This is a genomic window from Pseudomonas sp. AC016 (genome assembly GCF_979253365.1).
The window spans coordinates 2647180-2672086 of sequence record NZ_CEEDCC010000001.1 but is presented as its reverse complement, the minus strand read 5'-3'; the positions used below and the strand labels follow the sequence as shown (position 1 = coordinate 2672086).

22 protein-coding genes and 1 tRNA gene are annotated in these 24907 nt (G+C 57.3%); 5 read left to right on the top strand and 18 right to left on the bottom strand.

Going from position 1 to position 24907, the window contains the following annotated elements:
- The 8 genes from AC0IXS_RS12080 to AC0IXS_RS12045 all read right to left on the bottom strand — a co-directional run bounded on the left by AC0IXS_RS12080 (nucleotide 1) and on the right by AC0IXS_RS12045 (nucleotide 5243).
- A complete protein-coding gene (locus AC0IXS_RS12080; protein WP_122424438.1) occupies nucleotides 1–291 on the bottom strand; it encodes an STAS domain-containing protein in 291 nt (96 codons plus the stop codon).
- 23 nt (nucleotides 292–314) lie between these two features.
- Nucleotides 315–683: a response regulator gene (locus tag AC0IXS_RS12075; RefSeq protein ID WP_004880039.1), complete on the bottom strand. Its 369-nt coding sequence runs from the start codon at nucleotides 681–683 to the stop codon at nucleotides 315–317.
- A gap of 9 nt (nucleotides 684–692) precedes the next feature.
- A complete protein-coding gene (locus tag AC0IXS_RS12070; RefSeq protein WP_370454402.1) occupies nucleotides 693–1604 on the bottom strand; it encodes a methyl-accepting chemotaxis protein in 912 nt (303 codons plus the stop codon).
- A gap of 603 nt (nucleotides 1605–2207) precedes the next feature.
- Nucleotides 2208–2450 (bottom strand): hypothetical protein, encoded by a 243-nt coding sequence (locus AC0IXS_RS12065; protein ID WP_004880035.1) that lies wholly within the window; start codon nucleotides 2448–2450, stop codon nucleotides 2208–2210.
- Nucleotides 2451–2537: 87 nt separating this feature from the next.
- Nucleotides 2538–2996: a VOC family protein gene (locus AC0IXS_RS12060; protein ID WP_449123842.1), complete on the bottom strand. Its 459-nt coding sequence runs from the start codon at nucleotides 2994–2996 to the stop codon at nucleotides 2538–2540.
- Nucleotides 2997–3035: 39 nt separating this feature from the next.
- On the bottom strand, nucleotides 3036–3644 hold the full coding sequence (locus AC0IXS_RS12055; RefSeq protein ID WP_471824703.1) for a hypothetical protein: 609 nt from the start codon (nucleotides 3642–3644) through the stop codon (nucleotides 3036–3038).
- Nucleotides 3645–3820: 176 nt separating this feature from the next.
- Complete coding sequence (gene ycaC, locus AC0IXS_RS12050; RefSeq protein ID WP_054540870.1) at nucleotides 3821–4447, bottom strand: isochorismate family cysteine hydrolase YcaC; 627 nt, start codon at nucleotides 4445–4447, stop codon at nucleotides 3821–3823.
- 217 nt (nucleotides 4448–4664) lie between these two features.
- Complete coding sequence (locus AC0IXS_RS12045; protein ID WP_122813667.1) at nucleotides 4665–5243, bottom strand: plasmid pRiA4b ORF-3 family protein; 579 nt, start codon at nucleotides 5241–5243, stop codon at nucleotides 4665–4667.
- A gap of 1101 nt (nucleotides 5244–6344) precedes the next feature.
- Here AC0IXS_RS12045 and AC0IXS_RS12040 point away from each other — a divergent pair.
- A complete protein-coding gene (locus AC0IXS_RS12040) occupies nucleotides 6345–6581 on the top strand; it encodes a helix-turn-helix domain-containing protein (RefSeq protein WP_029242333.1) in 237 nt (78 codons plus the stop codon).
- A 9-nt stretch (nucleotides 6582–6590) separates the two neighbouring features.
- Entirely contained in the window at nucleotides 6591–7067 is a 477-nt protein-coding gene (locus AC0IXS_RS12035) for a hypothetical protein (RefSeq protein ID WP_240045220.1), read from the top strand.
- Nucleotides 7068–7664: 597 nt separating this feature from the next.
- On the opposite strand, the gene AC0IXS_RS12030 is transcribed toward AC0IXS_RS12035, so the two are convergent.
- The 6 genes from AC0IXS_RS12030 to rpsU all read right to left on the bottom strand — a co-directional run bounded on the left by AC0IXS_RS12030 (nucleotide 7665) and on the right by rpsU (nucleotide 17893).
- Complete coding sequence (locus AC0IXS_RS12030) at nucleotides 7665–9017, bottom strand: HEAT repeat domain-containing protein (protein ID WP_057409954.1); 1353 nt, start codon at nucleotides 9015–9017, stop codon at nucleotides 7665–7667.
- A 1381-nt stretch (nucleotides 9018–10398) separates the two neighbouring features.
- Nucleotides 10399–10475 (bottom strand) — tRNA-Ile (locus AC0IXS_RS12025).
- A gap of 54 nt (nucleotides 10476–10529) precedes the next feature.
- Complete coding sequence (locus tag AC0IXS_RS12020) at nucleotides 10530–12980, bottom strand: EAL domain-containing protein (protein ID WP_161987297.1); 2451 nt, start codon at nucleotides 12978–12980, stop codon at nucleotides 10530–10532.
- A gap of 418 nt (nucleotides 12981–13398) precedes the next feature.
- Nucleotides 13399–15249, bottom strand: a complete 1851-nt coding sequence (rpoD, locus tag AC0IXS_RS12015) for an RNA polymerase sigma factor RpoD (protein WP_004887794.1) — start codon at nucleotides 15247–15249, stop codon at nucleotides 13399–13401.
- A 67-nt stretch (nucleotides 15250–15316) separates the two neighbouring features.
- Nucleotides 15317–17272: a DNA primase gene (gene dnaG, locus AC0IXS_RS12010; RefSeq protein ID WP_096767444.1), complete on the bottom strand. Its 1956-nt coding sequence runs from the start codon at nucleotides 17270–17272 to the stop codon at nucleotides 15317–15319.
- A 405-nt stretch (nucleotides 17273–17677) separates the two neighbouring features.
- Nucleotides 17678–17893, bottom strand: coding sequence for a 30S ribosomal protein S21 (rpsU, locus tag AC0IXS_RS12005; RefSeq protein WP_002551877.1), 216 nt, complete (start codon nucleotides 17891–17893; stop codon nucleotides 17678–17680).
- A gap of 198 nt (nucleotides 17894–18091) precedes the next feature.
- On the opposite strand from rpsU, the gene tsaD reads away from it, so the two are divergent.
- Nucleotides 18092–19117 (top strand): tRNA (adenosine(37)-N6)-threonylcarbamoyltransferase complex transferase subunit TsaD, encoded by a 1026-nt coding sequence (gene tsaD, locus AC0IXS_RS12000; protein ID WP_025993458.1) that lies wholly within the window; start codon nucleotides 18092–18094, stop codon nucleotides 19115–19117.
- Nucleotides 19118–19125: 8 nt separating this feature from the next.
- Here the strand turns inward: tsaD and plsY are convergent, their stop codons facing one another.
- Nucleotides 19126–19695, bottom strand: coding sequence for a glycerol-3-phosphate 1-O-acyltransferase PlsY (gene plsY, locus AC0IXS_RS11995; RefSeq protein WP_057409940.1), 570 nt, complete (start codon nucleotides 19693–19695; stop codon nucleotides 19126–19128).
- A gap of 74 nt (nucleotides 19696–19769) precedes the next feature.
- Between plsY and folB the strand changes: the two genes are divergently transcribed.
- Nucleotides 19770–20123 (top strand): dihydroneopterin aldolase, encoded by a 354-nt coding sequence (folB, locus tag AC0IXS_RS11990; RefSeq protein ID WP_004887801.1) that lies wholly within the window; start codon nucleotides 19770–19772, stop codon nucleotides 20121–20123.
- Nucleotides 20114–20641, top strand: coding sequence for a 2-amino-4-hydroxy-6-hydroxymethyldihydropteridine diphosphokinase (gene folK / locus AC0IXS_RS11985; RefSeq protein ID WP_217666052.1), 528 nt, complete (start codon nucleotides 20114–20116; stop codon nucleotides 20639–20641). Before folB ends, folK begins: the two co-directional genes overlap by 10 nt.
- A gap of 34 nt (nucleotides 20642–20675) precedes the next feature.
- Here the strand turns inward: folK and AC0IXS_RS11980 are convergent, their stop codons facing one another.
- The 3 genes from AC0IXS_RS11980 to AC0IXS_RS11970 form a co-directional block, all read right to left on the bottom strand.
- Nucleotides 20676–21908, bottom strand: a complete 1233-nt coding sequence (locus AC0IXS_RS11980; RefSeq protein WP_122668076.1) for a multifunctional CCA addition/repair protein — start codon at nucleotides 21906–21908, stop codon at nucleotides 20676–20678.
- A gap of 96 nt (nucleotides 21909–22004) precedes the next feature.
- Nucleotides 22005–23567: a SpoVR family protein gene (locus AC0IXS_RS11975; RefSeq protein WP_057409936.1), complete on the bottom strand. Its 1563-nt coding sequence runs from the start codon at nucleotides 23565–23567 to the stop codon at nucleotides 22005–22007.
- Nucleotides 23564–24835 carry a YeaH/YhbH family protein gene (locus AC0IXS_RS11970; RefSeq protein ID WP_004885330.1) on the bottom strand — a complete coding sequence of 424 codons (1272 nt, stop codon included), beginning with the start codon at nucleotides 24833–24835 and terminating at the stop codon, nucleotides 23564–23566. Before AC0IXS_RS11970 ends, AC0IXS_RS11975 begins: the two co-directional genes overlap by 4 nt.
- Nucleotides 24836–24907: the final 72 nt, after the last annotated feature.

The window sequence follows — 24907 nt, the reverse complement described above, 5'->3', positions numbered from 1 at the left end:
CTAAGCGAAGGCACCCGGATGACACAGTTCGAATGTTTCCACGACCGCCTTGCTCTGCCCGGTCAGGCTGAGCGCAGTGCCGGTTTTGCCAGCCTCGCGCTCGATGACCGCCAGCAGTTGAAACCCTGCGCCGTCCATTTCGGTCACCTGCGACAGGTCAATCTCCATGCGTGGCGCAGCACCCATCTGCGGCAGTAGTCCGGCAGCGAGTTCGGTCACGGTATAAATCGTCAGTTCGCCATCGATGCTGACACGCAGCGTGTCAGCTGTGGTTTCGCTCAACATCGGCATGCTGGCCTCCATGGCCCGGACGTTCAGGGCAGAATGAGCTTGGAGACCGCTGCCAGCATCTGTGCAGGCTGGAACGGCTTGACCACCCAGGCCTTGGCACCAGCGGCCTGGCCTTCGGCCTTCTTGGATTCCTGCGACTCGGTGGTCAGCATGATGATCGGCGTGAACTTGTAACTGGCCAGCTTCTTCACTTCCTTGACGAACGTGATGCCGTCCATGTTCGGCATGTTCACGTCGCTGATGATCAGGTGCACCTTCTGCCCGCTGAGCTTGCCCAGTGCGTCCTTGCCGTCGCAGGCCTCGATCACATCGTATCCAGCACTTTTCAGCGCAATGCCGACGACCTGCCGAACGCTGCTCGAGTCGTCGACCACCAATACACTCTTAGCCATGATTCGCTCCTAGAAGAACGTGATTTCCTGAGAATTCTGTTGCGCTGCCGATTCGCCGCGGTGCGTGCGGCGCTGTTCGTCAGTGGCGTAAGTCGACTCCATGCGCGCCAGCCACTCGCGGGCATTGATCGCGACGGCTTCGTCCGGAGACTGGCTGGACTGCTGCAAATGGGTGTGCAGCGAGTCGATGTTGTCGCGCACATGGGTGAGGATCTGACTGACCCGGTCCTGGAACTGCAGGCTGACCAGTACCTCGGTCATCTCGTCGCGAATGCCGTAGCTTTCCTGCTTCAGCAGGTCGGCGGATTCGGCCAGGCGTCCGGTAATGCTCTGGAAACGCTGCAGCACATGCTGGATGCTTTGTTCGGACTCGGCCACTGAATGGCTGTCCTGATCCGCGCCGCTGGAGGCAGCCTGAACCAGTTGGGTAATGGCGTTGTTGATGATGTCGACCTTGGCCGACATCTGCTGACCGGTCTCGCTGGACTTGCTCGACAGGCTGCGCACCGCATCGGCCACCACCGCAAAGCCTCGCCCGGCTTCACCGGCACGCGCTGCTTCGATGGCCGCATTGAGGGCCAACAGGTTGGTCTGCGCCGCGATGGCTGCAACGTCGGCTGCCATGGTACGCAGCTCGCCGGTATAGGCCGTGAGGCTGCGCACCTGAGTCAGCGTCTCGTCGCGGCTGGCCTGCGTGGCTTTCAAGGAATCAATGACCTGGCTCAGCTCGCTGTCGCTCTGCGCCAGCACCTTGAGTGCGCCGTCCGCATTCTGCCCGTCCAGCTCACCCGCAGCCTGCTGCGACGCCTGAACAGTCTCCTGCAGCCGCTCGGAAATGCCGGTGAACCGACTGGTCAGCTCAACAATGGCGGTCTCGGTCTGCTGACGCGAGCTTTCGACCTGCTTGGCCCAGATCGGCATCGCACCCAGCAACACTTCATTGAGCTGCGCCCGAGAAGCCTTCGCGCCGATTGCAGCGTCATTGGCCCGATGCTGTGTGAGCGCATCCGCCGTCAGACGCACGGCCTGTTCACGTTGCGAACGCGCACTCCACACCCCGGCACCGACGCCGAGAATGGCCAGTACGGCGCATGCAGCAAGATTGGCGGAGGAGGTGCCCGACTGAGTCAGAATCCAGGCAATGGCCGGAATGACCGGGACCAGCGGAAACCAGAGGAAGCGGGGATGACTTTGACCTGGAGTACTACCGTACTGACTCGACGTCATGGGTTCGATCCTTGAACATTACAGCGGATGGAAGCAACTTAGGGGTTATCTGCCTCGATCATGGCAACTTTAGAGCGCACAGACGCCACCCGTCCGGTTGATGACAGTTGGGTGACCAAGTGCATGATGTGCCTGAGTATTAGGTTTAGCTGTGATTCTGGAAATTGCGAGGAGAGGGGGATTTTGCACAGCGTCTCGGCTAACGTCGGGTTGTGGGAGGCCCTCCTCGACGCAGCGGCGTGGAGCAGAAAAGACGCCTATATGTCTTTGATACAGCGCGCGCTCGCAGTAAAAAAATCAGGCGCGTTGTTCGCGATGGCGCTGCCATTCCTCCCAGCAGTTCTCCGCAACGATATCCGGATAGCCCCGCTCCTGTTCCATACTGAGCGCGACACTGAACCGAACCGCCATGCACGTCGCCTTGTCCCGGATGCCGATAACTTCCTCCTCCGTAAGTGGCGAGCCTTTTTCGTTTTCTACGGCTGTAAGAATGGCTACCAACGCAGGTATGAAAACAAGGCAAATCGGATCGGTTTCCATGGGTATCTCCAAGTTTTTTCGCACCCTAGCAGAGTGGCAGAGCGGTCCTGACGCTTGCTCACAGTCAGGCAATGTGTGTGTTACATGCTAATCCGCAAACGCCGCCTCGATAAACGCCTCCAGCGTCTTCTCCTCCAGAATCTCCATCGAGAAATGGCCGAACCGCTTGGGCAGCCAGATAATCCTTCCCCCGGATGGCGTTTGCAGGTTCGAACGTGCCAGCGGCTTGCCGTTCTCGTCTTCCGGCTGCACACCGGCTGCGATCAGTTCGTCGTAAACCTTCTCGATATCCGGCGTCGAATAACAATGCCGATAAATCATGCCCTCGCCGGACGTATCCAGCAGCTCCTTCAGATTCCCCGCCAACGGCTGGACCAGCATGAAACGCTCCGTGCCGATCATTGCAATGGCATAACGCACATGCAGACCGCCGCGCTCCCAGACAAGGGTTTTGGAGATTCTGGCTTGCAGGACGCGCGCGTAATAAGCGCAGGCTTCTTCAAGGTCGCTGACGAGGACGTCGATGTGGCTGAATTTCAGGTCCATTGAGAGAGTGTTCCTGCCAAAAAGTTTGATGCTGTGGGTTTAGCGTTTAAAAATGACATGGCACCGAGCGCACCACTTTTCTGCTTCGGTCCGATTCATTGGAAAACGCAGTGCGAGATGATCTGCATTTGCAGTCTCCAACACCATCGCGTATCGCGTGAAACCCGTGTTGATTTCGAAGGCCGGAATGTTCGTGCCTGCTGCATCCACCAGCCGAGAAATGCCAGACACATTCTCAACCCGTAGCCATTCCAATCGCCACGTCACCACCCACGAGAAGTCATGAATTTGATAGTTGCCGGAGGCCATATTGAACTGAGCAAGTTTCTGGCTGGAGCGATCGAAGACGACAAACAGGGGCTTCGGATAGCCGAGCAACTGAGTAGCCTCAAGGCTTAGGCCTGCCTTGAGGTTAACGGAGGCAACCAGTCTTTTGGCTCGTCTGCGCCGCCATACCCAGTAACCGATGGCGAGGCAGAAAAGTGAAAAGAAAATGGAAAAGGCTTCAAATACGTTGAATGTTGTCCTCCCGGTTGAAGGCAGCATGCAATACAAGAGAAAGACCGTCACTGACCCCGATAACCAAAAGACAGGGATCGCAATGATGTTGGCCAACCTGATCCCGAACGTCCCCAAATCGCTGAACATCACTGCATCCACTGTCACTGATAGGTAAGCGGATCTTGCGATACACGCAGTCCGATTATGCCTGAGTATGCCCTGCTGTCTGCGTTGGCGAATAGACCTGCCAGTTTGATAAAGGCCGAAACAGGCCTACAAAAAAGACCCGCAAAGCGGGCCTTTGAACATCAGTTGCTGAACGCTTAGCGTGCAGTCAAGGCTGCGTAGCTGTTCATCAGATTCCGGTAGTTCGGAATACGCTGGGACAGCAGATTGCCCAGGCCTTCGATATCGTTGCGCCAGTCGCGCTGCAACTCACACGCCACCGAGAACCAGTTCATCATCTGCGCGCCTGCTTGCGTCATGCGGTTCCAGGCGGCCTGCTGCACAGCTGTATTGAACGTGCCGGACGAGTCAGTCACCACGAACACATCGAAGCCTTCAGCCAGTGCCGACAAGGTCGGGAAGGCTACACAGACATCCGTCACCACACCGGCAATGATCAATTGCTTACGACCGGTGGCCTTGATCGCTTTGACGAAGTCTTCGTTGTCCCAGGCGTTGATCTGGCCAGGGCGAGCGATGTAAGGCGCGTCCGGGAACATCTCCTTGAGTTCCGGTACCAGCGGGCCGTTCGGGCCTTGTTCGAAGCTGGTGGTCAGAATGGTCGGCAGTTCGAAGAACTTCGCCACGTCGGCCAGTGCCAGGACGTTGTTCTTGAACTCGTTCGGCGTGAAGTCCTGTACCAGCGAAATCAGACCTGTCTGGTGATCGACCAGCAGAACGATGGCGTCGTCTTTGTTCAGGCGGTTGTAAGTGGCGTTAGTCATGATGGAATCCTTTTTCGAAGTGGTGAGTGGCTGTCGTTTCAACGTGTGGCTAGATTAATGTCCATCTAGGCGTTGAAAAAGCGCTTGAAAAAGGTTTGTCTGTCGACTCGAAGGAGACAATCCGGACGGTTTTTATGGATGAATATGGCCGTTTGAAACGCCCAGCACCACTACCGGACTGTTTCAAAGTGAGCGTCTTACCACGGCCGGTTGCTGTTCAGACCTTTATGCGTGCAAGCCAGTGGTTCACGGTCGTTTGATCAAAGTGTGTCGGGTCAAAATCTTCCCCGATCCACTCCTTCATGACGTCGTGCTCGGGGTGTTCAGGGTCGGCAATAGCCTCCCGAAGCATCTCGTAACCCCCTTCGCCGCCTATGTCTTCGGGTGGACAGGCATTAGCACCTTCAAAGCAGTACGGTATTTGAGGGCAGGCGTTCGCAGGCAACGTTTTTTCGACCTTGATATCGTGCTCCCAGCTGTCGCCGAGGTCGTAGACATAAGTGAACGCCCGCTTTCCATCCAGCACCTTGCTCAAGGTTTTGCGAGCCTCAGGAGTCACTTGTCGTCCCCAGCCATCAGGATCGGGAGTGCCATAACGCTCACCGGCAATTTCAAACTCATGCAGATGGCTGTCGCTCCAGCCCATCACGTCCTGGATGACCCGATGCAGCTTGACCAGGGTAATGTTTGCAGGCACTGCGAATCGACGCCAAATCTTCGGGGTAATCTCTTTTAGCTCGATGTGCAGCAGCAACAGATCAGAATCGGGCGTTGGAAAGTGAATAATCTTGGCCATGTATCAGGCACCTCCGCGGTGTTTCGTAATATGAGAAAAACGTTTCAAACCAGCAACTCGCTCCCCGTCATCATCTGAGCAATGCCCCGTTCGTTTTCCAGCCGATGCATCGCGATTCGTGAGAACGGGTGGGAGCTTCGCTGGGCGGATGCTCAAGTAGCGGCCTGCGCCGAGAAACGCTACGAGGTCTCAAAATCAGTCGGCACGAAGGCGGTCACGAGCGTCGTGACCGCATGTTACTTAGATTCTTCCGTGCGGCAAGGCGGATCACGAGGATGGGCCCATGTGCGATATGGGCTGGCCGATACACTGCTTGCCCGCACCGCAGATGCATTATCAGGGTGCGCCTGTCGATTCAGCGCCATGTGCAGTGCCTCATGAAAAAAATCAGAGGTACCTCAGGTCAACTTTTCAGCCAGTTGCCCCCGTATCTCAAGAAGGGTTCTGCCTCTCGTCTCCACCATCATGCCCGGCCTCTGAATCAGATCAATTTCTGCAACGGTCAGGCCAAGATCACGCAAGCTGTCCACCCATCGCTGCAGCCGCCCAGAAGCGGTATCTCTGGCATTCGGCCCCTTGGCCCGAAGACACGTATCGCACATGTCGTCAGGTGAAACCCTGCTCGTCCAAGTCCCGGGGCGTCGATACTCGAACAACCCGCAATCACAACGACACACCCACACAGCGCCCTTGCCCGAACGGCTTGAACGACACCACGCAATCGCCGTCAACTTCCCTCGACGTTTGCCGGTGTGATCAGTGGCGTGCTCAGGGCGGGGTTGGAGTTGCGACAGGCAGTGCAGGGTGATTTTTGTCATGTGATACCTCCTTGGATAGTTGAAGATGCAGGGTGCTGGGCATTTTTCGGGCGAGCCGATCCCGTTGGCGCTGGTGCAGCGTTTTTGGGTTGGGTGTGTTTTTTTGGGGCTGAGTTATCGGCTGTTTTCAGGTAACAAAATCAGCCCGCTCACCTGCGGTTACGCAGACCGAACCGGTCAAGAGCGGCGTTCTGATAATCTCTCCAGCTGTGATGGCAATTATGGTTCCTATATGGGTTCCATATGGTGTGCCCTATATAGGATCCTGTCAAGAGGGCGAATCGTGGACCTGGCTATTAAATTGAAAGCGATCCGGCGCACGGAAGGGGTAACCCAGTCCGAGTTTTGCGAGCGGGTGGGCATCAGCCTCAGCACGTATAAAAAATACGAGGCCTCGATGTTTGAGATGGGGTATGGGGCCCTGTGCAAGGTGAGTAATCACCCGGATTTCAAGAAGTACACTCTGTGGTTGATGACAGGTGAAACAGCGCCTGATTGTGGGCAGGTTGGTGCGGAGTAGGGATGAGGAATGGGCCGTCGGTTAATTGACCAGTACGTCGCTAATCGCCGTGCCTGGGAGGCTCCACAACACTTAACCGTGGGAGATGGTCTGAGCAATCCTATCTATCCAATACCACGACAAACATCAGGTGATCAGATGGCGCGATTTTCGATTTACAGCGGATTGACGCTGGTTGGCTACTCGTCGCTGGAGAACGGAGATCCGTCCATGGGCGTTGCTTTCGGCCTGTTCGAGCCAACTGCCGGATACCTCGCTATTCAAAACGAGTGCCGTACAAATCACTTCGATCAGTCCGGCTTGGCCCTTTCAGTAAAAACTGAAGCAGGCGTTGTGATTCCATCTATGGGAGTCGCCATTCTGGATTACGCCATAGAGCTTATGCCCGATTGCGTCGAGGCCAGTATCCTCGGCATTCCTGCTGCATTTTACGAAGCGTTGTTCCCTGACCACGTGATCAAGCAAGCGCACCAACTCGCCAGGTAAACCGCTCTATGGCGAGCAGGACGGGCCGACTTTAGCAGGAGGTGCGATCCTTGAGTTATCGGACACCGCAAAAGCTACTGACTGGAGCAATTGGCAGAGCGTCGAGAGTAGGTTATGAAACTCGGCACTGTCGGCATCAGACCAGTCTCTGCCGAACCTCAGAGCCAGGTGTACGCTGCTCACGGGGTCGCCATTCTGTGCAGACTCGAGCGAGTAGCGTTCACCCGCCGAAAACGTACCTTGTATACAGCCAGGGAATACTGACTCCAGAGAGGTAATGACGACTTCAGGGCAGCCAATATCGAGCTCGTCTTCAACGTTAGACAGGCTGTTTTCATCGGGGTCGGTAGGCTTCAAAATAATAATGTCAAAGCTCATCGTCGCGGGCCCTCTTCGTGTAATGCATTTGGCATCGTCAGCTTGACAATGATGAACGTATTTTTTGCTGCTAAAGTTTCTCTTTGGTTCGATGCAGTATTGATTTTTAACTGTTGCGTCAGCTTGGCTGATCTATGCCGGTCAGGCGAACGAGACAGGCCAGGGCTTCATAAAGCCCCCGGTGTTAGATGGCTAGCTAATTAATCAGCCCTAGCATCATTACACGACTCGCGCAAAATTACTGCTGCTAATAAGACCTCTGGATGCTAGGTTTCGGAGTTTATCTATAATCGCTCCCCGCTCTGCCCTCGAAGTAATCGGATCGACCATTTGGTATTGCGCTTCGCACCACAGGTCAACTTCATGGGCCCAGAACACCTGTGCAACAGGCTCTGATGTTAACCGTCCTATCAGGTAAGACGCTTGTTGCCAGCGCGGGCGCAGTTGCATAAGTGTGCGACGTCGCGTGGTCGGTAGTTCATGCCAGTCTCTGTCAAACCGGGCGTCCAATTCGGCTTTTAGGGAGTTCCAGGGCTGTTTGTCCAGTTGTGCGGCTGCAGCCATAAACACTGCGTCGGATGGGTCATCAAGCGCTGCCAGCATTAAACTCACTTGTCCTTCGCCCAAAAGTCCTATGACCGCGCGTCGCACATTGGGATAACCGGATCGGGCTGCTGCTGCCAGCCAGCTGTGTTCGAGCTCGACACCAAGCTCTTTCGCTAACCCAAGGATACCCAGCCATTCACGCTTTGCAGTAGGCAAGTCTTGGTTCAGCCGCTCAACCAATAATGAATGCGCATCTACATCATGGCTCGGTGCTACCCAGCGCGCCAGGCTGCGGATGGACGGGGATGCGTCGAGCAGAGACGTACATAACGTTGGCTGCGGGTTTTCCAGCAACGGCAACAAAGCTCGTAGTACGCAGACACGTACTTTAGCGCCGGGACGCAAGAGTGCCTCACGCAGCAATGGTACTGCTCGGACATTCGGTAGCTCATGACAGGCTGTAACTGCCAACAGTCGTACGGTCAGCTCTCGATGCGCCAGAGCGTCTCGCAGTAGTGTCTGCCTGTCACCATCTTTTTCCAATAACAAGGTGAACAGGTAGCGAGCCGCGCGACCTTGTCGCGTCAGAAAGCTTGTGTAGACTTCGTCGTCTGCCTCGACCGACTGTAATACCGCGCGCACGGCCTTCAGGGTCGGGCCGTGATCAGCTCTGTGGCGCAAGGCCAGCGCCATGAAGTCTTCGAGAGCGAATAGCAACGCTGGCACGTGAGTGGGCGATAGGTAGCGAGCCAGACCCGCTTCTGCCAAATCGCGAACCTGCGGTACCCAATCGTTGAGTCGTTCTATCAATGCCACCAGTGCACCGGGGGAAGGGCGATCAATCAGCTCTCGTACAGCGACTTCGCGAACGAAGCCATTACGATAATTACTCAGCGTTATCCAGTCACCGGTCTTTTCGGCATGGCGGAGCAATTGCAAGGCTTCGTCGCGACGATAAGTTGCCCACTCACCGACAGGCGCTGGTCGGTTCTCCAGTAGAGCCAGCCATTCCGATATATAAGCCATGCTTCAGTTCCTCAATCAGTGCCAAGAGGATCGATTATCTTGCGAATCCTCTAAACACAGAGCCAACGGCATCATAACGGGTGATGATGTCTCATGAATACCGTGCATCACATGTTCAAAAAGCCGCTCATAGGATCAGCAATAAGACAGCATGGCACTACGAAAAAAACGGACCGTTTTTAACGTGTCATGTATTCACAAGCTCTTGCGCTGGATGTTTTTTAAATGCAAGCACCCATAGCATGATAATTGCTACAGGGGGAAGAAAAGCTGTTAAGCACCACCAACCGCTGTAGCCACACTTCTTGAAGATTACGAAGAGGGAAAATATCGGCATGGCAATATGGGCGGCTACCAACGTTATATTTTGGGGTACGGCTAGAAAGTATTGATTGGGTAGTTCATTTCTGGCAGGCCAAGCCCTAAGAGCCAGAATAGGGAAGCCAAGCCATGCGCCTAGTGGTATGCCGAATGGGGTTAGCAGGAATATTAATGACCAGTAGGGTGAAAGTCCTGCTTTTTTAAGTAAAAAAGGTAGGGGATCCCAAGCAGAATAAATACAATCAACGCGATCTGTACTTGAAACATTTAGATGTCCTTATGCATAGCTATGGATAAACTCCACGTGGTGCGAAAATAGCCGGGCGGGTAGGGCGTAAAACATTCCTTGTTCATCTGGCTATCCGTGTCTTGGCCAAGGCTTTTCAGCGTACCGATGACTGTATAAGGTGTTATACAGCATGGATGGGAGCACTCATTGTCTTGATCGGGTGCGCGGAAAAGTTGCCTGACAACCTACTCGATTTGCGCGGGACGTGTCTATAGCGGGTGAGTTGAAAGATATTTTCATTGTTATAGCCACGAACGTGACTGCGGAGGTCAATGATTTCTATCTGGGCTTACAGCGTATTTTATGCCCGCTGGCACCCTTTGACTGAGGCCAATTGATAGATTGATGCCGGTATATTCCTGTACTGACCTGCCGCAATGGCTCTATTCCAGGGTGGGGAAACTGGAATAGAGATGAGTAGCCCTCCCGTCAAAGCCCCGCTGGGCTGCCCCTGTCGTTATAGGCTTATCATGTTTTCAATATCGAGCGTACCTACTTTACGCCGCTGTCGTTCCGTCTTCGGTACGCCGTGACCGTCCTTCCGCATCACGTCTGGTGCGGAAGGTTTTCACTGCTGCTGGGCAGCCGGTTTTGCGGATTAAAGCATCCCATGTGCCGGAAGAGGTTTTGCCTTGCGTTGCCATCTGACAGGACTCCAAAGGTGTACCAGCGCACCGGCATCGCGCCGATTGAGTACCTTTGGACCATATGACTGTCCTTGTGAATAACCACCCAAAAACACAAAAGCCGCGCAGTGCGCGGCTTTGAGTATGGTGGGCCCACACGGACTCGAACCGTGGACCAAAGGATTATGAGTCCTCTGCTCTAACCAACTGAGCTATGGGCCCTCAGCAGGACGCGGATTATAACGGCGGTTTCGCGGCTGTGCTATCCGAAAAGTCCTAAACGTTCATAAGAAGAAACCTGGCGCAGAATTCCTCGGGTGGCAGGGGCAGGCTGACGATGTAGCCCTGCATCTGTTCGCAGCCTTCTGCGGCCAGGAATTGCTGCTGTTCGCTGTTCTCGACGCCTTCGGCGATGACGGTCAGTTGCATGCTGCGGCCCAGGGCGATGATGGCGCGGACGATGGCGGCGTCGTGGGTGTCTTCTGGCAGGCCGCGGACAAAGGACTGGTCGATCTTGAGGATGTCCAGTGGCAGGCGTTTGAGGTAGCTGAGCGACGAGTAGCCGGTGCCGAAGTCGTCGATGGCCAGCTGGACGCCGAGTTTCTTGAGTTTGTGCAGCACGGCCAGGGCTTCCTGGGTCTGGCTCATGATGAAGTTTTCGGTGATTTCCAGTTGCAGGCAGCCGGGTTCCAGGCCGTTGTCGGCCAGCAGTTGTTCGATGCGGGTCACGAGATGTGGCTGGCGCAGTTGTGCGCCGGCGAGGTTGACGGAGAGCGGGCCGAAGGGCTTGTGGGTTTTGCGCCATGCGTGCATTTGCAGGCAGGCCTGTTCGATGACCCAGTCGCCGATCTGCAGGATCATGCCGTTTTCTTCGGCCAGCGGTATGAAGTGCTCCGGTGGCACTTCGCCGAAGGTCGGGTGGCTCCAGCGGATCAGGGCTTCGGCACCGACCATGCTGTTGGTCTGCAGGCTGGTCTTGGGCTGGAACGACAGGCTCAGTTCGTTGCGGTCCAGTGCGCGTCTCAGTTCCTGCTCGAGCGCGATGCGTTCGCTGGCCTGGGAGGTGAGGTCGCGGGTGTAGCTTTCGACGCGGTTGCGGCCCTTGGCTTTGGAGCGGTACATGGCCGCGTCGGCGTTTTTGACCAGCGTGGCGACGTCTGTGCCGTCGTTGGGGAACAGGCTGCAGCCGATGCTGGAGCTGATGAAGAATTCGTGTTCTCCCGCCTGAAAGGGCGCGCTGAAGCAGGCCAGCAGTTTGTTGGCGATGCTGACGGCGTCGCTGGGTTGCAGCAGGCCGGGCAGCAGGACGATGAATTCATCGCCGCCGAGCCGGGCGACGGTGTCGATGTCGCGCAGGTGTTCCTTGAGGCGCTGGGCGATGCCTTTGAGCAGCAGGTCGCCGACCGGGTGGCCGAGGCTGTCGTTGATGTGTTTGAAGCGGTCCAGGTCCAGAAACAGCACGGCGCCGAGGCTGCCGGACTCTTCGCTGTGCAGCAGGGCGGTCTGCAGGCGGTTTTCGAACAGGGTGCGGTTGGGCAGGCCGGTGAGGGGGTCGTGGTGTGCCTGGTAGTCCAGGCGTGCCTGAGCGTGCTTGAGGCTGGAGATGTCGGCGAACACGGCGACGAAGTGGGTGATGAGGTCGTCCTTGTTGCGCACGGCGCTGATGGTCAGCCAGCTCGGGTAGATGTCGCCGTTCTTGCGGCGGTTGTAGATCTCGCCTTGCCAGTGGCCTTCTGCAGTTAGTTGATGCCACATCGCGGCATAGAAGGCGCTGTCGTGCTGGCCAGAGGCAAGCAGGCGGGGCGTATGGCCGATGGCTTCGGTCTCGCTGTAACCGGTGATCTCACTGAAGGCGCGATTGACGGCGTGGATGCGCTGGCGCGTGTCGGTGATCAGTACGCCTTCAGCGGTGCTCTCGAACACGGTGGCGGCCAGGTGGAGTTTTTCCTGCATGTGCTGGCGTTCGGTGACATCACGGCTGATGGTCAGCAGACAGTCTTCGCCGTCGATCAGCACCGGGTGCGCAGAGAGTTCACAGAGTCGGATGTTGCCTTCGGAGCCCCGGATTCTGGTGCGAAACTCATGTACAGAGCCATGCCGCTTGATGTGCCCGATCATGGCCTGGCGTTCGCTCAGGTCGGCCCAGATGCCCAAGTCGAGCGTGGAGCGCTCCAGGCACTGTTTTTCGGTGTACCCGGTGATGCGGGAAAAGCCTTCGTTGACTTCGAGAATCACCCCATCGCGCACACGGCTGATGGTCAGCCCGTCCGGGGAGGCGTGAAAGGCTTTGGCGAACTTTTCTTCCGAGAGCTGCAATTGTCGCTGGGCCTGTTTGAACGGGGTGATGTCGCGAACCACCACCAGCACAGCGGGCTTGGCGCCCAGGTTGAAGGGTTGGGCGGACATGAGTCCGGAAAAGGTCTGTCCGTTCTTGCGTCGCAAGGGCACTTCCAGATTGCGGATATTGCCTTTTTGCAGCTGTTCGAGCAGGCCTGGACCCATGCCGGGAACGGCCCATACGTTGATCTGGGTGGGGGTTTTGCCGATGGCTTCTTCGGCGGTTAGGCCGGATTGTTCTACAAACGCATTATTGGCTTCCAGAATCTGGCCATCGATGAGGCTGGCGATGACCATGATGTCCGGGCAGTGAGCGAAGACTGAGGCGAACCTGTCTTCAGATTGACGCAGTGCTTCTTCTGTTTGTTTGATGTCACTGATGTCGGTCATTAATCCACGCATAAGTGCTCACGTCCGTGCTTGGTCTGGCTGCCGATATCGCGGGGGCCACAGCACTTGCTCCGTATCGTTGCGCACGAGCGGGCCAGGGTTGTGGTCATTACCGCTGCTGATTTATTGCTAGCAGAAGGTCTCAACATCACGGCAAGTTTGCGCACGATGCTGCGGCAAATATCCTGGCAACAACCGATAGGCCAAAGGATCACGAGCAGGCTTTTTGCCTGCAGTGACACATAGTTGTAGGTCAGGTTTCGGAATTTTGCCTGCCGGGCGACGGCTGACCGAAGTATTTTCGAGGGGGTTTCAATGAAACACCCGAGATAGAGCGCTTTGAAATTTCGGCGGGCCTGAAACGCAAAACCCCCGGCGGGCCGGGGGTTCTGTTTGAACGCGTTGCGTGCTGCGCGTATTACTCGTCGAGGAACGAACGCAGGTGTTCGCTACGGGTCGGGTGACGCAGTTTACGCAGTGCCTTGGCTTCGATCTGACGGATCCGCTCGCGGGTCACGTCGAACTGTTTGCCGACTTCTTCCAGCGTGTGGTCGGTGTTCATGTCGATGCCGAAACGCATGCGCAGAACCTTGGCTTCACGAGCCGTGAGGCCCGACAGCACTTCGCGTGTCGCTTCTTTCAGGCTTTCGACAGTGGCGACATCGATTGGCGACTGCATGGTCGAGTCTTCGATGAAGTCACCCAGATGCGAATCTTCGTCGTCACCGATCGGGGTTTCCATGGAGATCGGCTCTTTGGCGATCTTCAGTACCTTGCGGATCTTGTCCTCAGGCATTTCCATGCGTTCGCCCAGCTCTTCCGGAGTCGGTTCGCGACCCATTTCCTGCAGCATCTGGCGGGAAATACGGTTGAGCTTGTTGATCGTCTCGATCATGTGCACCGGAATACGGATGGTGCGTGCCTGGTCGGCAATCGAGCGAGTGATTGCCTGACGGATCCACCAGGTGGCATAAGTCGAGAACTTGTAACCACGACGGTATTCGAACTTGTCCACCGCCTTCATCAGACCGATGTTGCCTTCCTGGATCAGATCGAGGAATTGCAGACCGCGGTTGGTGTACTTCTTGGCAATGGAGATCACCAGACGAAGGTTCGCTTCTACCATCTCTTTCTTCGCGCGGCGGGCCTTGGCCTCACCGATCGACATGCGACGGTTGATGTCCTTGATCTCGGCAATCTTCAGACCGGTTTCTTCTTCGAGCGCGGACAGCTTCTGCTGGCAACGCTGGATATCAGGCTGCAGGCGACCAATGGCTTCGGCGTATTTGCTTTTGCCCTTGGCCAGCGCATCGGTCCAGCTCTCGTCGACTTCGTTGCCAGGGAACTGGCGAAGGAAGTCGGCGCGCGGCATGCGTGCATCACGTACACACAGCTGCATGATGGCGCGTTCCTGAGCACGCAGACGGTCGAGAGCACCACGTACCCGCTCTACCAGACCTTCAAACTGCTTTGGAACCAGCTTGATCGGCATGAACAGTTCGGCAAGGGCAACCATTTCGGCAATGGCGTGCTTGTCTTCGCGGCCGAGCTTCTTCAGGGCCTTGCGGGTGATTTCCATCTGATCGGAGACAGCACCGAAGCGCTGTGCAGCGATGACCGGATCCGGGCCGCTTTCGACTTCGTCTTCTTCATCGGAAGCGTCTGCCGATTCTTCCTCGTCGTCGTCGGTGCCTTCGGCCTTGGCGGCTTTGGGATCGACAGGCGGAGGCACTTCGGCAGGCGGCGCGATGCCGTCATCCGGATCGATGTAACCGCTGAGAACGTCGGACAGGCGACCGCCTTCGCTCGTGACACGTGTGTATTCGGAAAGAATATGGTCAACCGTGCCAGGGAAGTGCGCAATTGCGCCCATCACTTCGCGGATGCCTTCTTCGATACGTTTGGCGATTTCGATCTCGCCTTCACGGGTCAGGAGTTCAACGGTACCCATTTCACGCATGTACATGCGAACAGGATCGGTGGTACGACCGATGTCGGTTTCAACCGCTGCCAATGCTGCGGCCGCTTCTTCAGCGGCTGCCTCATCGGTATCGGCGTCGGCCAGCATCAAGGCGTCCGCATCCGGAGCACTCTCGTGTACCGGGATCCCCATGTCGTTGATCATGCGGATGATGTCTTCCACCTGCTCAGGATCTGAAATATCCTCGGGCAGGTGGTCGTTGACCTCTGCGTAAGTCAGATACTTCTGCTCACGACCCAGGGTGATCAACTCTTTGATACGAGACTGCTGTTGCGCTTTTCCGGACATAACACCCTATCCACTGAAGGTCTTGGCGGGCAAAAAACAAGCCGAGGATTATACCCGAGCTATGACCTCACGCGCCAGTTGAGGTCGGGGTTTGTGCAGGAACATTGCGATTTAGCAGGTCCCGAAGCTGAATTTTCTCTTCTGCACTCAGTTCGGTTTGACGTGCCTTGCTGATCAGATGTTCCAGGCTACGCTCGCGTTGGCGAGCGGATAAGCTAGTTATAGTGTCGAAAAACTGTTGTTCAAGGTTATCGGCCTCGATCAACCATTCCTTTTCGGCCAATGCGCGCAGCAAACGGCCCTGTTCGGTTCCATGCCACCGCGCTATCAACTGTAACGACCGAAGATTGGGATTCTTTTGCCGGGCTTCAATAAGAGAAACCAATAATTGAGCCTGAGACTGGTCTTCTGCCGCGAAATGGCTGGCATTTTCGACTTTCTCGGCCAGTTCTGGGTGGTGCAGCAATGTTCTGAGTGCGGCCTGCATCGGTGGTTCAACCGCTGTCGGCACACGTGGCGCGCGCGGTTCGAAGTCCCCACGCTTGCCTTTTTTGTCCCAGGGTTTCTTTTCCCATTTTTTCTGATTCGGACCGCCGGTTTTCTTTGGCGTCCATTCCTGCTGCGCTTCATAACCGCCTTGCGGCTGGTAGTCGGCGAAATCAGGCATCGCGTCATAATCGACATACGGATCGTAACTGGGCGGCGCTTCCGAGGGCGCGCTCTGCACCAGCTGGCTGACGGCTTCGCCGGTCAGGCCGGTGATTTCGGTCAGGCGCTGACGCATCAGGGTCTTGAGGTTCGCGCCGGGCACCTTGTCGATCAGCGGAGCGGCGAGGGTGGCCATATGGGCCTTGCCCTCGAGCGAGCGAGGGTCTGCTTCCTTGGTCAGTTGCTCAAAAAAGTAATCGGCCAGCGGCTGCGCGTGCTGGTTGATGCGCGCCCTGAATGCATCGGTGCCTTCCGAGCGCACCAGGGTGTCCGGGTCCTCGCCTTCGGGCAGAAACAGAAAGCGTGCCCGCCTTCCGTCCTGCAGGCTCGACAGTGTCGCTTCAAGCGCTCGCCAGGCTGCGTTACGGCCTGCCTGGTCGCCGTCGAAACAGAACAGCACGTTGGGCACGACCCTGAACAGACGCTTCAAATGTTCTTCGCTGGTGGCCGTACCCAGCGTGGCTACGGCGTTTCGCAGGCCTTGCTGGGCCAGTGCGATGACGTCCATGTAGCCTTCGACGACGATGATTTCATCGAGATTGCGATTGTACTTGCGGGCTTCGAACAGGCCGTAAAGCTCTTGGCCTTTATGGAAGACCGGTGTTTCCGGCGAGTTAAGATATTTGGGTTTGTCGTCGCCCAGTACCCGGCCGCCAAACGCAATGACCCGGCCGCGTGAATCGCGAATCGGAAACATCACCCGATCACGGAATCGGTCGTAACGCTTGCCGGTTTCTGCGTTTTCGATCAGCAGGCCGGCGTCGATCATTACCTTTTGCTGCAGGGTATCGCTGCTCAGGTGTTTGTACAGGTTGTCCCAGCCTGGAGGTGCGAAGCCGAGGCCAAAGTCCCGTGCGATCTCGCCTGACAGACCGCGGCCCTTGAGGTAGTCCACTGCGGCTCTGCGCGTCGGATGGTTCTTTAGGGCCTGGCGGTAAAATTCTGCGGCGGCAGTCAGTAGCGGGTAGAGCGGCGAATCGGTGGGCTGGCGCGGCTTCTGACCTTTGACGCCCTGCTCGCGGGGCACTTCCATGCCGGCGGCTTTGGCGAGGTCCTCGACGGCCTGAGGAAAATCCAGGTTGTCGTGGTCCATGATGAACCCAAGGGCGTTGCCACCCGCGCCGCAGCCAAAGCAGTAATAGAACTGTTTGTCTGGGCTGACGCTGAAAGAGGGTGTTTTCTCTTTGTGAAACGGGCAGCAGGCGCTGAAGTTCTTGCCGGTTTTCTTGAGCTGCACACGCGAGCTGACCACGTCGACGATGTCGGTACGGTTCAGAAGGTCGTCGATGAAGCTCTGGGGAATCAGCCCGGCCATGGCATTCTCATATCAAGCGTGTCGCGAAATTATCGTGGTGACTCTACGAGCGTTCCGTCGGCCTGTCAGCCGCCTTTTTGAAAGGCACTGCAACAAGCGGGCACGTCTTGGCATCCGAAGGTCGGTGCTTGGGCCTGATAAGGGATTTTCATATGCACGAGACGCTGCCTTGGCTGAGCTTCTTGCGAAGTCATCAAGGCATACTCGTCTTGTCCATTGATCGATGTGCTGCCCGAGAGGGCATGACCAATGTTGCCTGTAAGCAGGCGGGACGTGCTTGACTGAAGCCTGGGTCGCATGTGCTGCCTTGGCTGCTCGGTCAATCTAGCGTGATGCTATAACTGCAACTGCCGACAGCCCGACTGTAAGGCCGGGCAAGGCAGAAGCTTTCGACGTAAGTCTGTATTAGTACAGACGAACGGCGCGGCGCTGCTCGCGCTGAACTTTCTTGGCGTGACGTTTGACAGCAGCAGCTGCCTTACGCTTACGCTCGGAAGTCGGCTTCTCGTAAAATTCGCGGCTACGAACTTCAGCCAGAACACCGGCTTTTTCGCAGGAGCGCTTGAAACGACGCAGAGCTACGTCGAAGGGTTCGTTCTCTTTAACTTTGACGGCTGGCATCCAGAGCTACCTTCATTCATTACCGGGGTCAACGCTTCGTGCAAACACTGCACAAAAGTACGTCGGTTTTTAAGGGTTGCGGATGTTAACCCCTCATTGAGAGGAATGCAAAGCCTCTGATCGAAAACCGCTGGTCGGCACCTCGGTCGGCGACTATTATGCGCGCCTTCAAATCTGCCCCCTACAAGGCGCAACCCCATGCTAGTACTGGGATTAGAAACGTCCTGCGATGAAACCGGCGTCGCGCTTTACGACAGTGAGCGCGGTTTGCTGGCCGATGCATTATTCAGTCAGATCGACCTGCACCGTGCTTATGGCGGCGTGGTGCCGGAGCTGGCTTCGCGTGATCACGTCAAGCGCATGTTGCCCCTGATTCGCCAGACGCTGGCCGAAGCCGACTGCGTGGCGACCGACATCGACGCCATTGCCTACACCGCAGGGCCGGGCCTTGTGGGCGCTCTTCTGGTCGGTGCGTCCTGCGCACAGGCCCTGGCGTTCGCCTGGGACATTCCGGCGCTGGGCGTGCATCACATGGAAGGCCATCTGCTGGCCCCGATGCTGGAAGAAAATCCACCCGAGTTTCCGTTCGTCGCTTTGTTGGTGTCCGGCGGCCACACGCAGCTGGTTCGAGTCGATGGCATCGGTCAGTACGAGTTGCTGGGCGAGACGCTCGATGACGCAGCAGGCGAAGCATTCGACAAGACGGCCAAGATGATGGGCCTGCAATACCCGGGCGGTCCGGAGATTTCCAGACTGGCGACTCAGGGTGTGGCGGGGCGCTTCACGTTTCCGCGGCCGATGACGGATCGTCCGGGCCTGATGTTCAGCTTCAGCGGTCTGAAAACGTCTGCACTCAACACCTGGCAGCAGTGCCAGAGTGCCGGGGACGACAGTGAGCAAACCCGTTGCGACATCGCTCTGGCCTTCCAGCAGGCGGTAGTGGAGACTTTGACCATCAAGTGCAAGCGTGCGCTCAAGCAGACCGGGCTCAAGAGTCTGGTCATCGCGGGCGGTGTCAGCGCCAACAAGGCGCTTCGTCTGTCGCTGGAGAGCATGCTGGGCGATCTGCGCGGGCAAGTGTTTTATGCGCGTCCCGAATTCTGCACCGATAACGGCGCCATGATTGCTTACGCGGGCTGTCAGCGTTTGCAGGCAGGCCAGAAGGAAGACCTGAGCATCAGCGTGCAGGCGCGTTGGCCAATGGAGCAACTGTCGGGGCTGTAATACACCGATCAGAAATGCCGTTCGCGCCCGGCGATCAGGTCGCGTAGATTGCCGCGATGTCGCCAGACGATCAGCAGGGTCAGGACGCTCATGGGCAGCAATGCCCGGGGTTCCTGCCAGGCCAGCAATGGCAGTGTGAGGGGGGTGGCGATCAGCGCGGCCAGCGAGCTGGTGCGGGTCAGGCGGAACGTCAGCAGCCAGGCGGCGATGGCCAGCGCAGCAGCGGGAAGATAAAGCCCGAGCAGCACGCCGGCAGCCGTGGCGACACCTTTACCACCGCGAAAGCGGAAGTACAGCGGGAACAGATGGCCCAGTACGGCGCACACGCCGATCCAGCCCTGTTGTGATGGATCAAGGCCCAAGGTTCTGGCGATCAGAACCGGGACCAGACCTTTGCACAGGTCGCCGATCAGCGTGAGGATGGCCATTTTTTTACCGGCCAGACGCAGCATGTTGGTCGCGCCTGCGTTGCCTGAACCGCTTTCACGCGGGTCGGGACCGCCGTTGAGGCGACTGAGCAGGATGGCGAAGGACAGTGAGCCGAGCAGGTAGGCGAAGGTCGCCAGTAACCAAAACATGCTAACCATTCCGGGCGAGGATGCCCTGATTCTAACGGCGCATCGCGCCCTTGTCGTGCAGCGGAGAGTAGTGCTTGGACAGAGTTTTCATTCAGGGTCTTGAGGTCGATACCGTGATCGGCGCGTACGACTGGGAGCGCGGCATTCGTCAGTGCCTGCGTCTTGACCTGAGTTTTGCCTGGGACAACCGACCTGCAGCCGCGGGCGATGACCTGAGCAAGGCACTCGACTACGCCAGTGTTTCGACCCGCATCCAGGCCTTTGCCGAGCAGGCGCAGTTTCAGTTGGTCGAGACGTTTGCCGAGCGCCTGGCCGAGGTGCTGATGGCTGAATTCAATATCCCCTGGCTGCACCTGAGGCTGACCAAGCCCGGTGCGGTCGCTGCCGCCGCCGGTGTGGGCGTGGAGATCGAGCGCGGATGTCGCTGACGCGGATTTTCCTCGGGCTCGGCAGTAACATCGAGCGCGAAAAACACCTGCATTCCGGGCTCGATGCGCTGGACAGCTTCCTGAGCGAGTTGAGCTGTTCGCCGGTATTCGAGAGTCATCCGGTAGGCATCAAGAGCGGCCCGTTTTTCAACCTGGTGGTGTCGGCGCTGACCGATTTGCCGTTGATGGAGCTGGACCGCCGTCTGAAATTCATCGAGGCCGACAACGGTCGCTACGCCCCGGACCGCAAGGGGCTGCCGCTGGACATCGACGTGCTGCTGTATGGCGAACAGGTCGGCAATTTCGACGGGCTGATCCTGCCTCGCGCCGAAATTCTCAAGAATGCGTTCGTCTTGTGGCCTTTGTCGCTGATTGCCCCGGATCGTCTGCACCCAGGTGTTGGTGTGCCGTTCAGCACGTTGTGGGCTGACGCGCAGATCGATCAGCAGCTGTGGCCTGTGGCGTTCGAATGGAAAGGCCAGGCGTTGACGCCTGCCAGATTGCTCAAGGGCTTCTGATCGTGCCCACGCTGAGGCGCAGGAAGCGATCAACTTACCGATTGCCATACTCCGCCTTGTACACCTTGAGCGCATCCAGTCGCGCATTTTTCAGGGCGTTGCCCAGCTCCTGGCCCTGCAAGCCTTTCTCGAGCAGCGGCTGTACCGAAACCGCTCGTGCGGCGTCTGCGGCGCCGCGCAGGTACTCCGCCTGTGGATAACTGCGCTGCTCGAAACCATGACGGCCTCGCGCATCCATTTCGCATGCGGCGATGAATTCCTCGAAGCGCTGCGGCCTGCGGTACACGTCGAAGCTGTGCAGCAGTTCCAATACGGTCGAGGGCTTGAGTTCCAGCGCCCGGTGCCCGTGGGTGTGGTACTGACCGACCAGCAGGGCCAACTCCTGGCATTCCCTCGGTACACGGAAGCGCTCGTTGACGGCCTTGATCAGGCGCAAGCCGGTATGCTCATGGGCGATGTGTCTCGGCCATTCCGACTCAGGTGTAAGCCCTTTGCCCAGATCGTGCAGCAGGCAGGCCCAGCGCACGCTCAACGGATGCTCATGAATGGCAGCCTGCTCCAGAACGCTCAGTACATGCACGCCCGTGTCGATTTCAGGGTGATGCGCGGCTGGCTGAGGCACGCCGAACAGGTCCTCGACTTCGGGCATCAGTTCTTTCAGCGCGCCACACTCATGCAGCACCTTGATGAACACCTGTGGTTGTTTTTCCATCAGCGCTCGAGAGATTTCCTTCCAGCTGCGCTCGGGCGTCAACGCCTTGAGCTCGCCGGATTCACTGAGCTGACGCATCAGGCCCAGCGTCTCGGGAGCGATGCTGAAACCATGCGGCGCATAGCGAGCGGCGAAACGGGCAACGCGCAGTACACGCAGGGGATCTTCGGCGAACGCGGGGGAAACGTGACGCAGAATGCGCGCTTCTAGGTCCTGCTGGCCGTGATAGGGGTCGGTCAGGTTGCCGTCCTTGTCTTCGGCCATCGCATTGATGGTCAGGTCGCGACGGATCAGGTCCTGCTCGAGCGTGACATCAGGGCTGGCATGAAAAACAAAGCCGCCATACCCCACGCCGCTTTTGCGCTCGGTGCGTGCCAGCGCATATTCCTCGCCCGTCAGCGGGTGGAGAAACACCGGGAAATCGGTGCCGACCGGACGATAGCCCTTGACCAGCATCTCTTCGGCCGACGCGCCGACGACCACCCAGTCGATATCGGTGACGGGTAAACCCAGGAGGCGGTCGCGTACGGCGCCGCCAACTTTAAAAATCTGCATAAAAAACCTCCGTAAGCGCGACAGGATAAACCTTGCGTCGTCCTTACGGAGGCTAAAACCGAACGATGACCGGTTTAAGCTTCACGTTTTCAGGATTTAGAGGTGTACAACCGCCAAATCGAGCCGGGGATATTCACTGTCGGCGTGCTCGCCTCTCGGTGGTACATGGTGGGTTTTCACGATCTGATCGCCCTGCAGGGTTTCCAGATGAATGTCGAAACCCCAGAGACGATGCAAGTGCTTGAGCACTTCATCGGTGGAGTCGCCCAGCGGTTTGCGGTTGTGCTGTTGATGACGCAGGGTCAGCGAGCGGTCTCCGCGCCGGTCAATACTGTAGATCTGGATGTTGGGCTCGCGGTTACCCAGGTTGTATTGCGCGGCCAGTATTTCGCGAATGGTGCGGTAGCCGTTCTCGTCATGGATGGCCGGGACCAGCAGATCATCTTTCAGGTCGTCGTCCATGATGCTGAACAGCTTGAGGTCGCGTATGACCTTGGGCGACAGGTACTGAAGGATGAAACTCTCGTCCTTGAAGCTGCTCATCGCAAACTTGATTGCAGTCAACCAGTCAGTGCCGGCAATCTCTGGAAACCACTGGCGGTCCTCATCGGTCGGGTGTTCGCACATCCGGCGAATGTCCTGGTACATGGCAAAGCCAAGCGTGTACGGGTTGATGCCGCTGTAGTGGGGGCTGTCGAAACCCGGCTGGTAGATGACGCTGGTGTGCGATTGCAGGAACTCCAGCATGAAGCCATCGGTGACCAGGCCCTCGTCGTACAGATCATTCATCAGCGTGTAATGCCAGAACGTGGCCCAGCCTTCGTTCATCACCTGAGTCTGACGCTGAGGGTAGAAGTACTGCGCAATCTTGCGCACGATGCGCACCACTTCGCGCTGCCAAGGCTCCAGCAGCGGCGCGTGTTTCTCGATGAAATAGAGAATGTTTTCCTGAGGCTCGGCAGGGAAGCGTGCATTGTCTTCCTTGCCGCCTTCCTTCGTACTTTTCGGGATGGTGCGCCAAAGGTCATTGATCTGGCGCTGCAGGTGCTCTTCCCGATCCTTCTGCCTGCGCCGCTCCTCTTCCGCCGAAATCGGATACGGACGTTTGTAGCGGTCCACGCCGTAGTTCATTAACGCATGGCAGGAGTCGAGCAGGTCTTCCACCGCGTCGATGCCATGGCGCTCCTCGCACTGCATGATGTATTGCTTGGCGAACACCAGGTAATCGATGATCGAGCTGGCATCGGTCCAGGTGCGGAACAGGTAGTTACCCTTGAAGAAGCTGTTGTGCCCGTAACAGGCGTGCGCCACCACCAAGGCCTGCATGCAGATGGTGTTTTCTTCCATCAGGTAAGCGATGCACGGGTCGGAGTTGATGACGATTTCATACGCAAGACCCATCTGGCCGCGCGTATAGGATTTTTCAGTGCTGAGGAAGTGTTTGCCGTAGGACCAGTGGTGGTAGCCCAACGGCATGCCGACCGAGGCATAGGCGTCCATCATTTGTTCAGCGGTGATCACTTCGATTTGATTGGGATAAGTGTCCAGCGCATAACGATCGGCGATACGGCTGATTTCGCGGTCGTAGGTCTGGATCAGTTCGAACGTCCACTCTGACCCCGTGGAAATGGGTTGGCGTTTCTGCTCTCTGGCGGTCATGACACTAACCTTCGCTGGAAGAGTTCGCGGAATACCGGATAGATATCACCGGCAGAGACAAGCTGCTGCTGGGCGAACGTGTCGGCATATTCCTCGCCGATGCGCTCATATTCATACCAAAGTGCCTGATGTTCGCGCGGCGTGATCTCCACGTAGGTGTAGTACTGCACGAACGGCATGATCTGCTTGGTCAGGATGTCGCGGCAAATCGGCGAGTCGTCGTTCCAGTTGTCGCCGTCGGAAGCCTGGGCCGCGTAAATATTCCATTCACTGCTCGGATAACGCTCGGCCATGATCTCCTGCATCAGTTTCAGGGCGCTGGAGACGATGGTGCCGCCGGTTTCCCGAGAATAGAAAAACTCTTCCTCGTCCACTTCGCGGGCACTGGTGTGGTGGCGAATGAACACGACTTCGATCTTGTCGTAGTTACGCTTGAGGAACAGATACAGCAGGATGAAAAAGCGTTTGGCGATGTCCTTGGTCGCCTGGGTCATGGAGCCGGAAACGTCCATCAGGCAGAACATCACAGCCTTGGAGCTGGGGTTGGGCTGCTTGACCAGCAGGTTGTATTTGAGGTCGAAGGTGTCCAGATACGGCACGCGACGAATGCGCGCCTTGAGGCGTTCGATTTCCACCTCAAGCGCTTGAATGTCTCCGAAGTTGTCGGGTTCTTCGCGCTTCATGCGCTCAAGTTCGCTGTTGGCTTCCTTGAGTTTTGCCCGGCTGCTGCCCGACAGGGCAATGCGTCGCGCGTGGGCGGAGCGCAGCGTACGGATGATGTTGATGCGCGAAGGATTGCCTTCGTTACTGATCCCGGCGCGCACGGTCTTGAAGGTGTCCGTGCCTGTCAGGTTGCGCTTCACCAGGTTGGGCAACTCCAGGTCCTCGAACATGAATTCGAGAAATTCTTCCTGGGTGATCTGGAACACGAATTCATCCATGCCTTCGCCGGAATTGCTCGCCTTGCCAGGTCCTTTGCCGCCGCCTCCGCCTTGCGGCCGGGCGATGTGTTCGCCGGTGGTGAATTCCTTGTTGCCAGGGTGAACGACGGTCTGTTTGCCGCCACGTCCGTGGTGCAGCACAGGTTCGTCGATGTCTCGGCCGGGAATACTGATCTGCTCGCCATGCTCCATATCGGTAATGGAGCGGCGGCTGACAGCTTCTTCCACTGCTTTCTTGATGTGGTCACGATAACGCCGCAGAAACCGTTGCCGGTTTACCGTGCTCTTGTTCTTGCCGTTGAGACGTCGGTCAATCACATAGCTCATAGGCCCTCCGGGCAGCTTCAAGTTGCAAGCTTCAAGCCGTGAGGCTGAAGCTTAAAAGCAAGCGCTGGCACA

Coding starts and splice junctions, on each gene's coding strand:
- AC0IXS_RS12080 (WP_122424438.1), bottom strand. CDS start 291: ATGCCGATGTTGAGCGAAACCACAGCTGACACGCTGCGTGTCAGCATC.
- AC0IXS_RS12075 (WP_004880039.1), bottom strand. CDS start 683: ATGGCTAAGAGTGTATTGGTGGTCGACGACTCGAGCAGCGTTCGGCAG.
- AC0IXS_RS12070 (WP_370454402.1), bottom strand. CDS start 1,604: ATGCCGATCTGGGCCAAGCAGGTCGAAAGCTCGCGTCAGCAGACCGAG.
- AC0IXS_RS12065 (WP_004880035.1), bottom strand. CDS start 2,450: ATGGAAACCGATCCGATTTGCCTTGTTTTCATACCTGCGTTGGTAGCC.
- AC0IXS_RS12060 (WP_449123842.1), bottom strand. CDS start 2,996: ATGGACCTGAAATTCAGCCACATCGACGTCCTCGTCAGCGACCTTGAA.
- AC0IXS_RS12055 (WP_471824703.1), bottom strand. CDS start 3,644: ATGTTCAGCGATTTGGGGACGTTCGGGATCAGGTTGGCCAACATCATT.
- ycaC (WP_054540870.1), bottom strand. CDS start 4,447: ATGACTAACGCCACTTACAACCGCCTGAACAAAGACGACGCCATCGTT.
- AC0IXS_RS12045 (WP_122813667.1), bottom strand. CDS start 5,243: ATGGCCAAGATTATTCACTTTCCAACGCCCGATTCTGATCTGTTGCTG.
- AC0IXS_RS12035 (WP_240045220.1), top strand. CDS start 6,591: ATGGGCCGTCGGTTAATTGACCAGTACGTCGCTAATCGCCGTGCCTGG.
- AC0IXS_RS12030 (WP_057409954.1), bottom strand. CDS start 9,017: ATGGCTTATATATCGGAATGGCTGGCTCTACTGGAGAACCGACCAGCG.
- AC0IXS_RS12020 (WP_161987297.1), bottom strand. CDS start 12,980: ATGACCGACATCAGTGACATCAAACAAACAGAAGAAGCACTGCGTCAA.
- rpoD (WP_004887794.1), bottom strand. CDS start 15,249: ATGTCCGGAAAAGCGCAACAGCAGTCTCGTATCAAAGAGTTGATCACC.
- dnaG (WP_096767444.1), bottom strand. CDS start 17,272: ATGGCCGGGCTGATTCCCCAGAGCTTCATCGACGACCTTCTGAACCGT.
- rpsU (WP_002551877.1), bottom strand. CDS start 17,893: ATGCCAGCCGTCAAAGTTAAAGAGAACGAACCCTTCGACGTAGCTCTG.
- tsaD (WP_025993458.1), top strand. CDS start 18,092: ATGCTAGTACTGGGATTAGAAACGTCCTGCGATGAAACCGGCGTCGCG.
- plsY (WP_057409940.1), bottom strand. CDS start 19,695: ATGTTTTGGTTACTGGCGACCTTCGCCTACCTGCTCGGCTCACTGTCC.
- folK (WP_217666052.1), top strand. CDS start 20,114: ATGTCGCTGACGCGGATTTTCCTCGGGCTCGGCAGTAACATCGAGCGC.
- AC0IXS_RS11980 (WP_122668076.1), bottom strand. CDS start 21,908: ATGCAGATTTTTAAAGTTGGCGGCGCCGTACGCGACCGCCTCCTGGGT.
- AC0IXS_RS11975 (WP_057409936.1), bottom strand. CDS start 23,567: ATGACCGCCAGAGAGCAGAAACGCCAACCCATTTCCACGGGGTCAGAG.
- AC0IXS_RS11970 (WP_004885330.1), bottom strand. CDS start 24,835: ATGAGCTATGTGATTGACCGACGTCTCAACGGCAAGAACAAGAGCACG.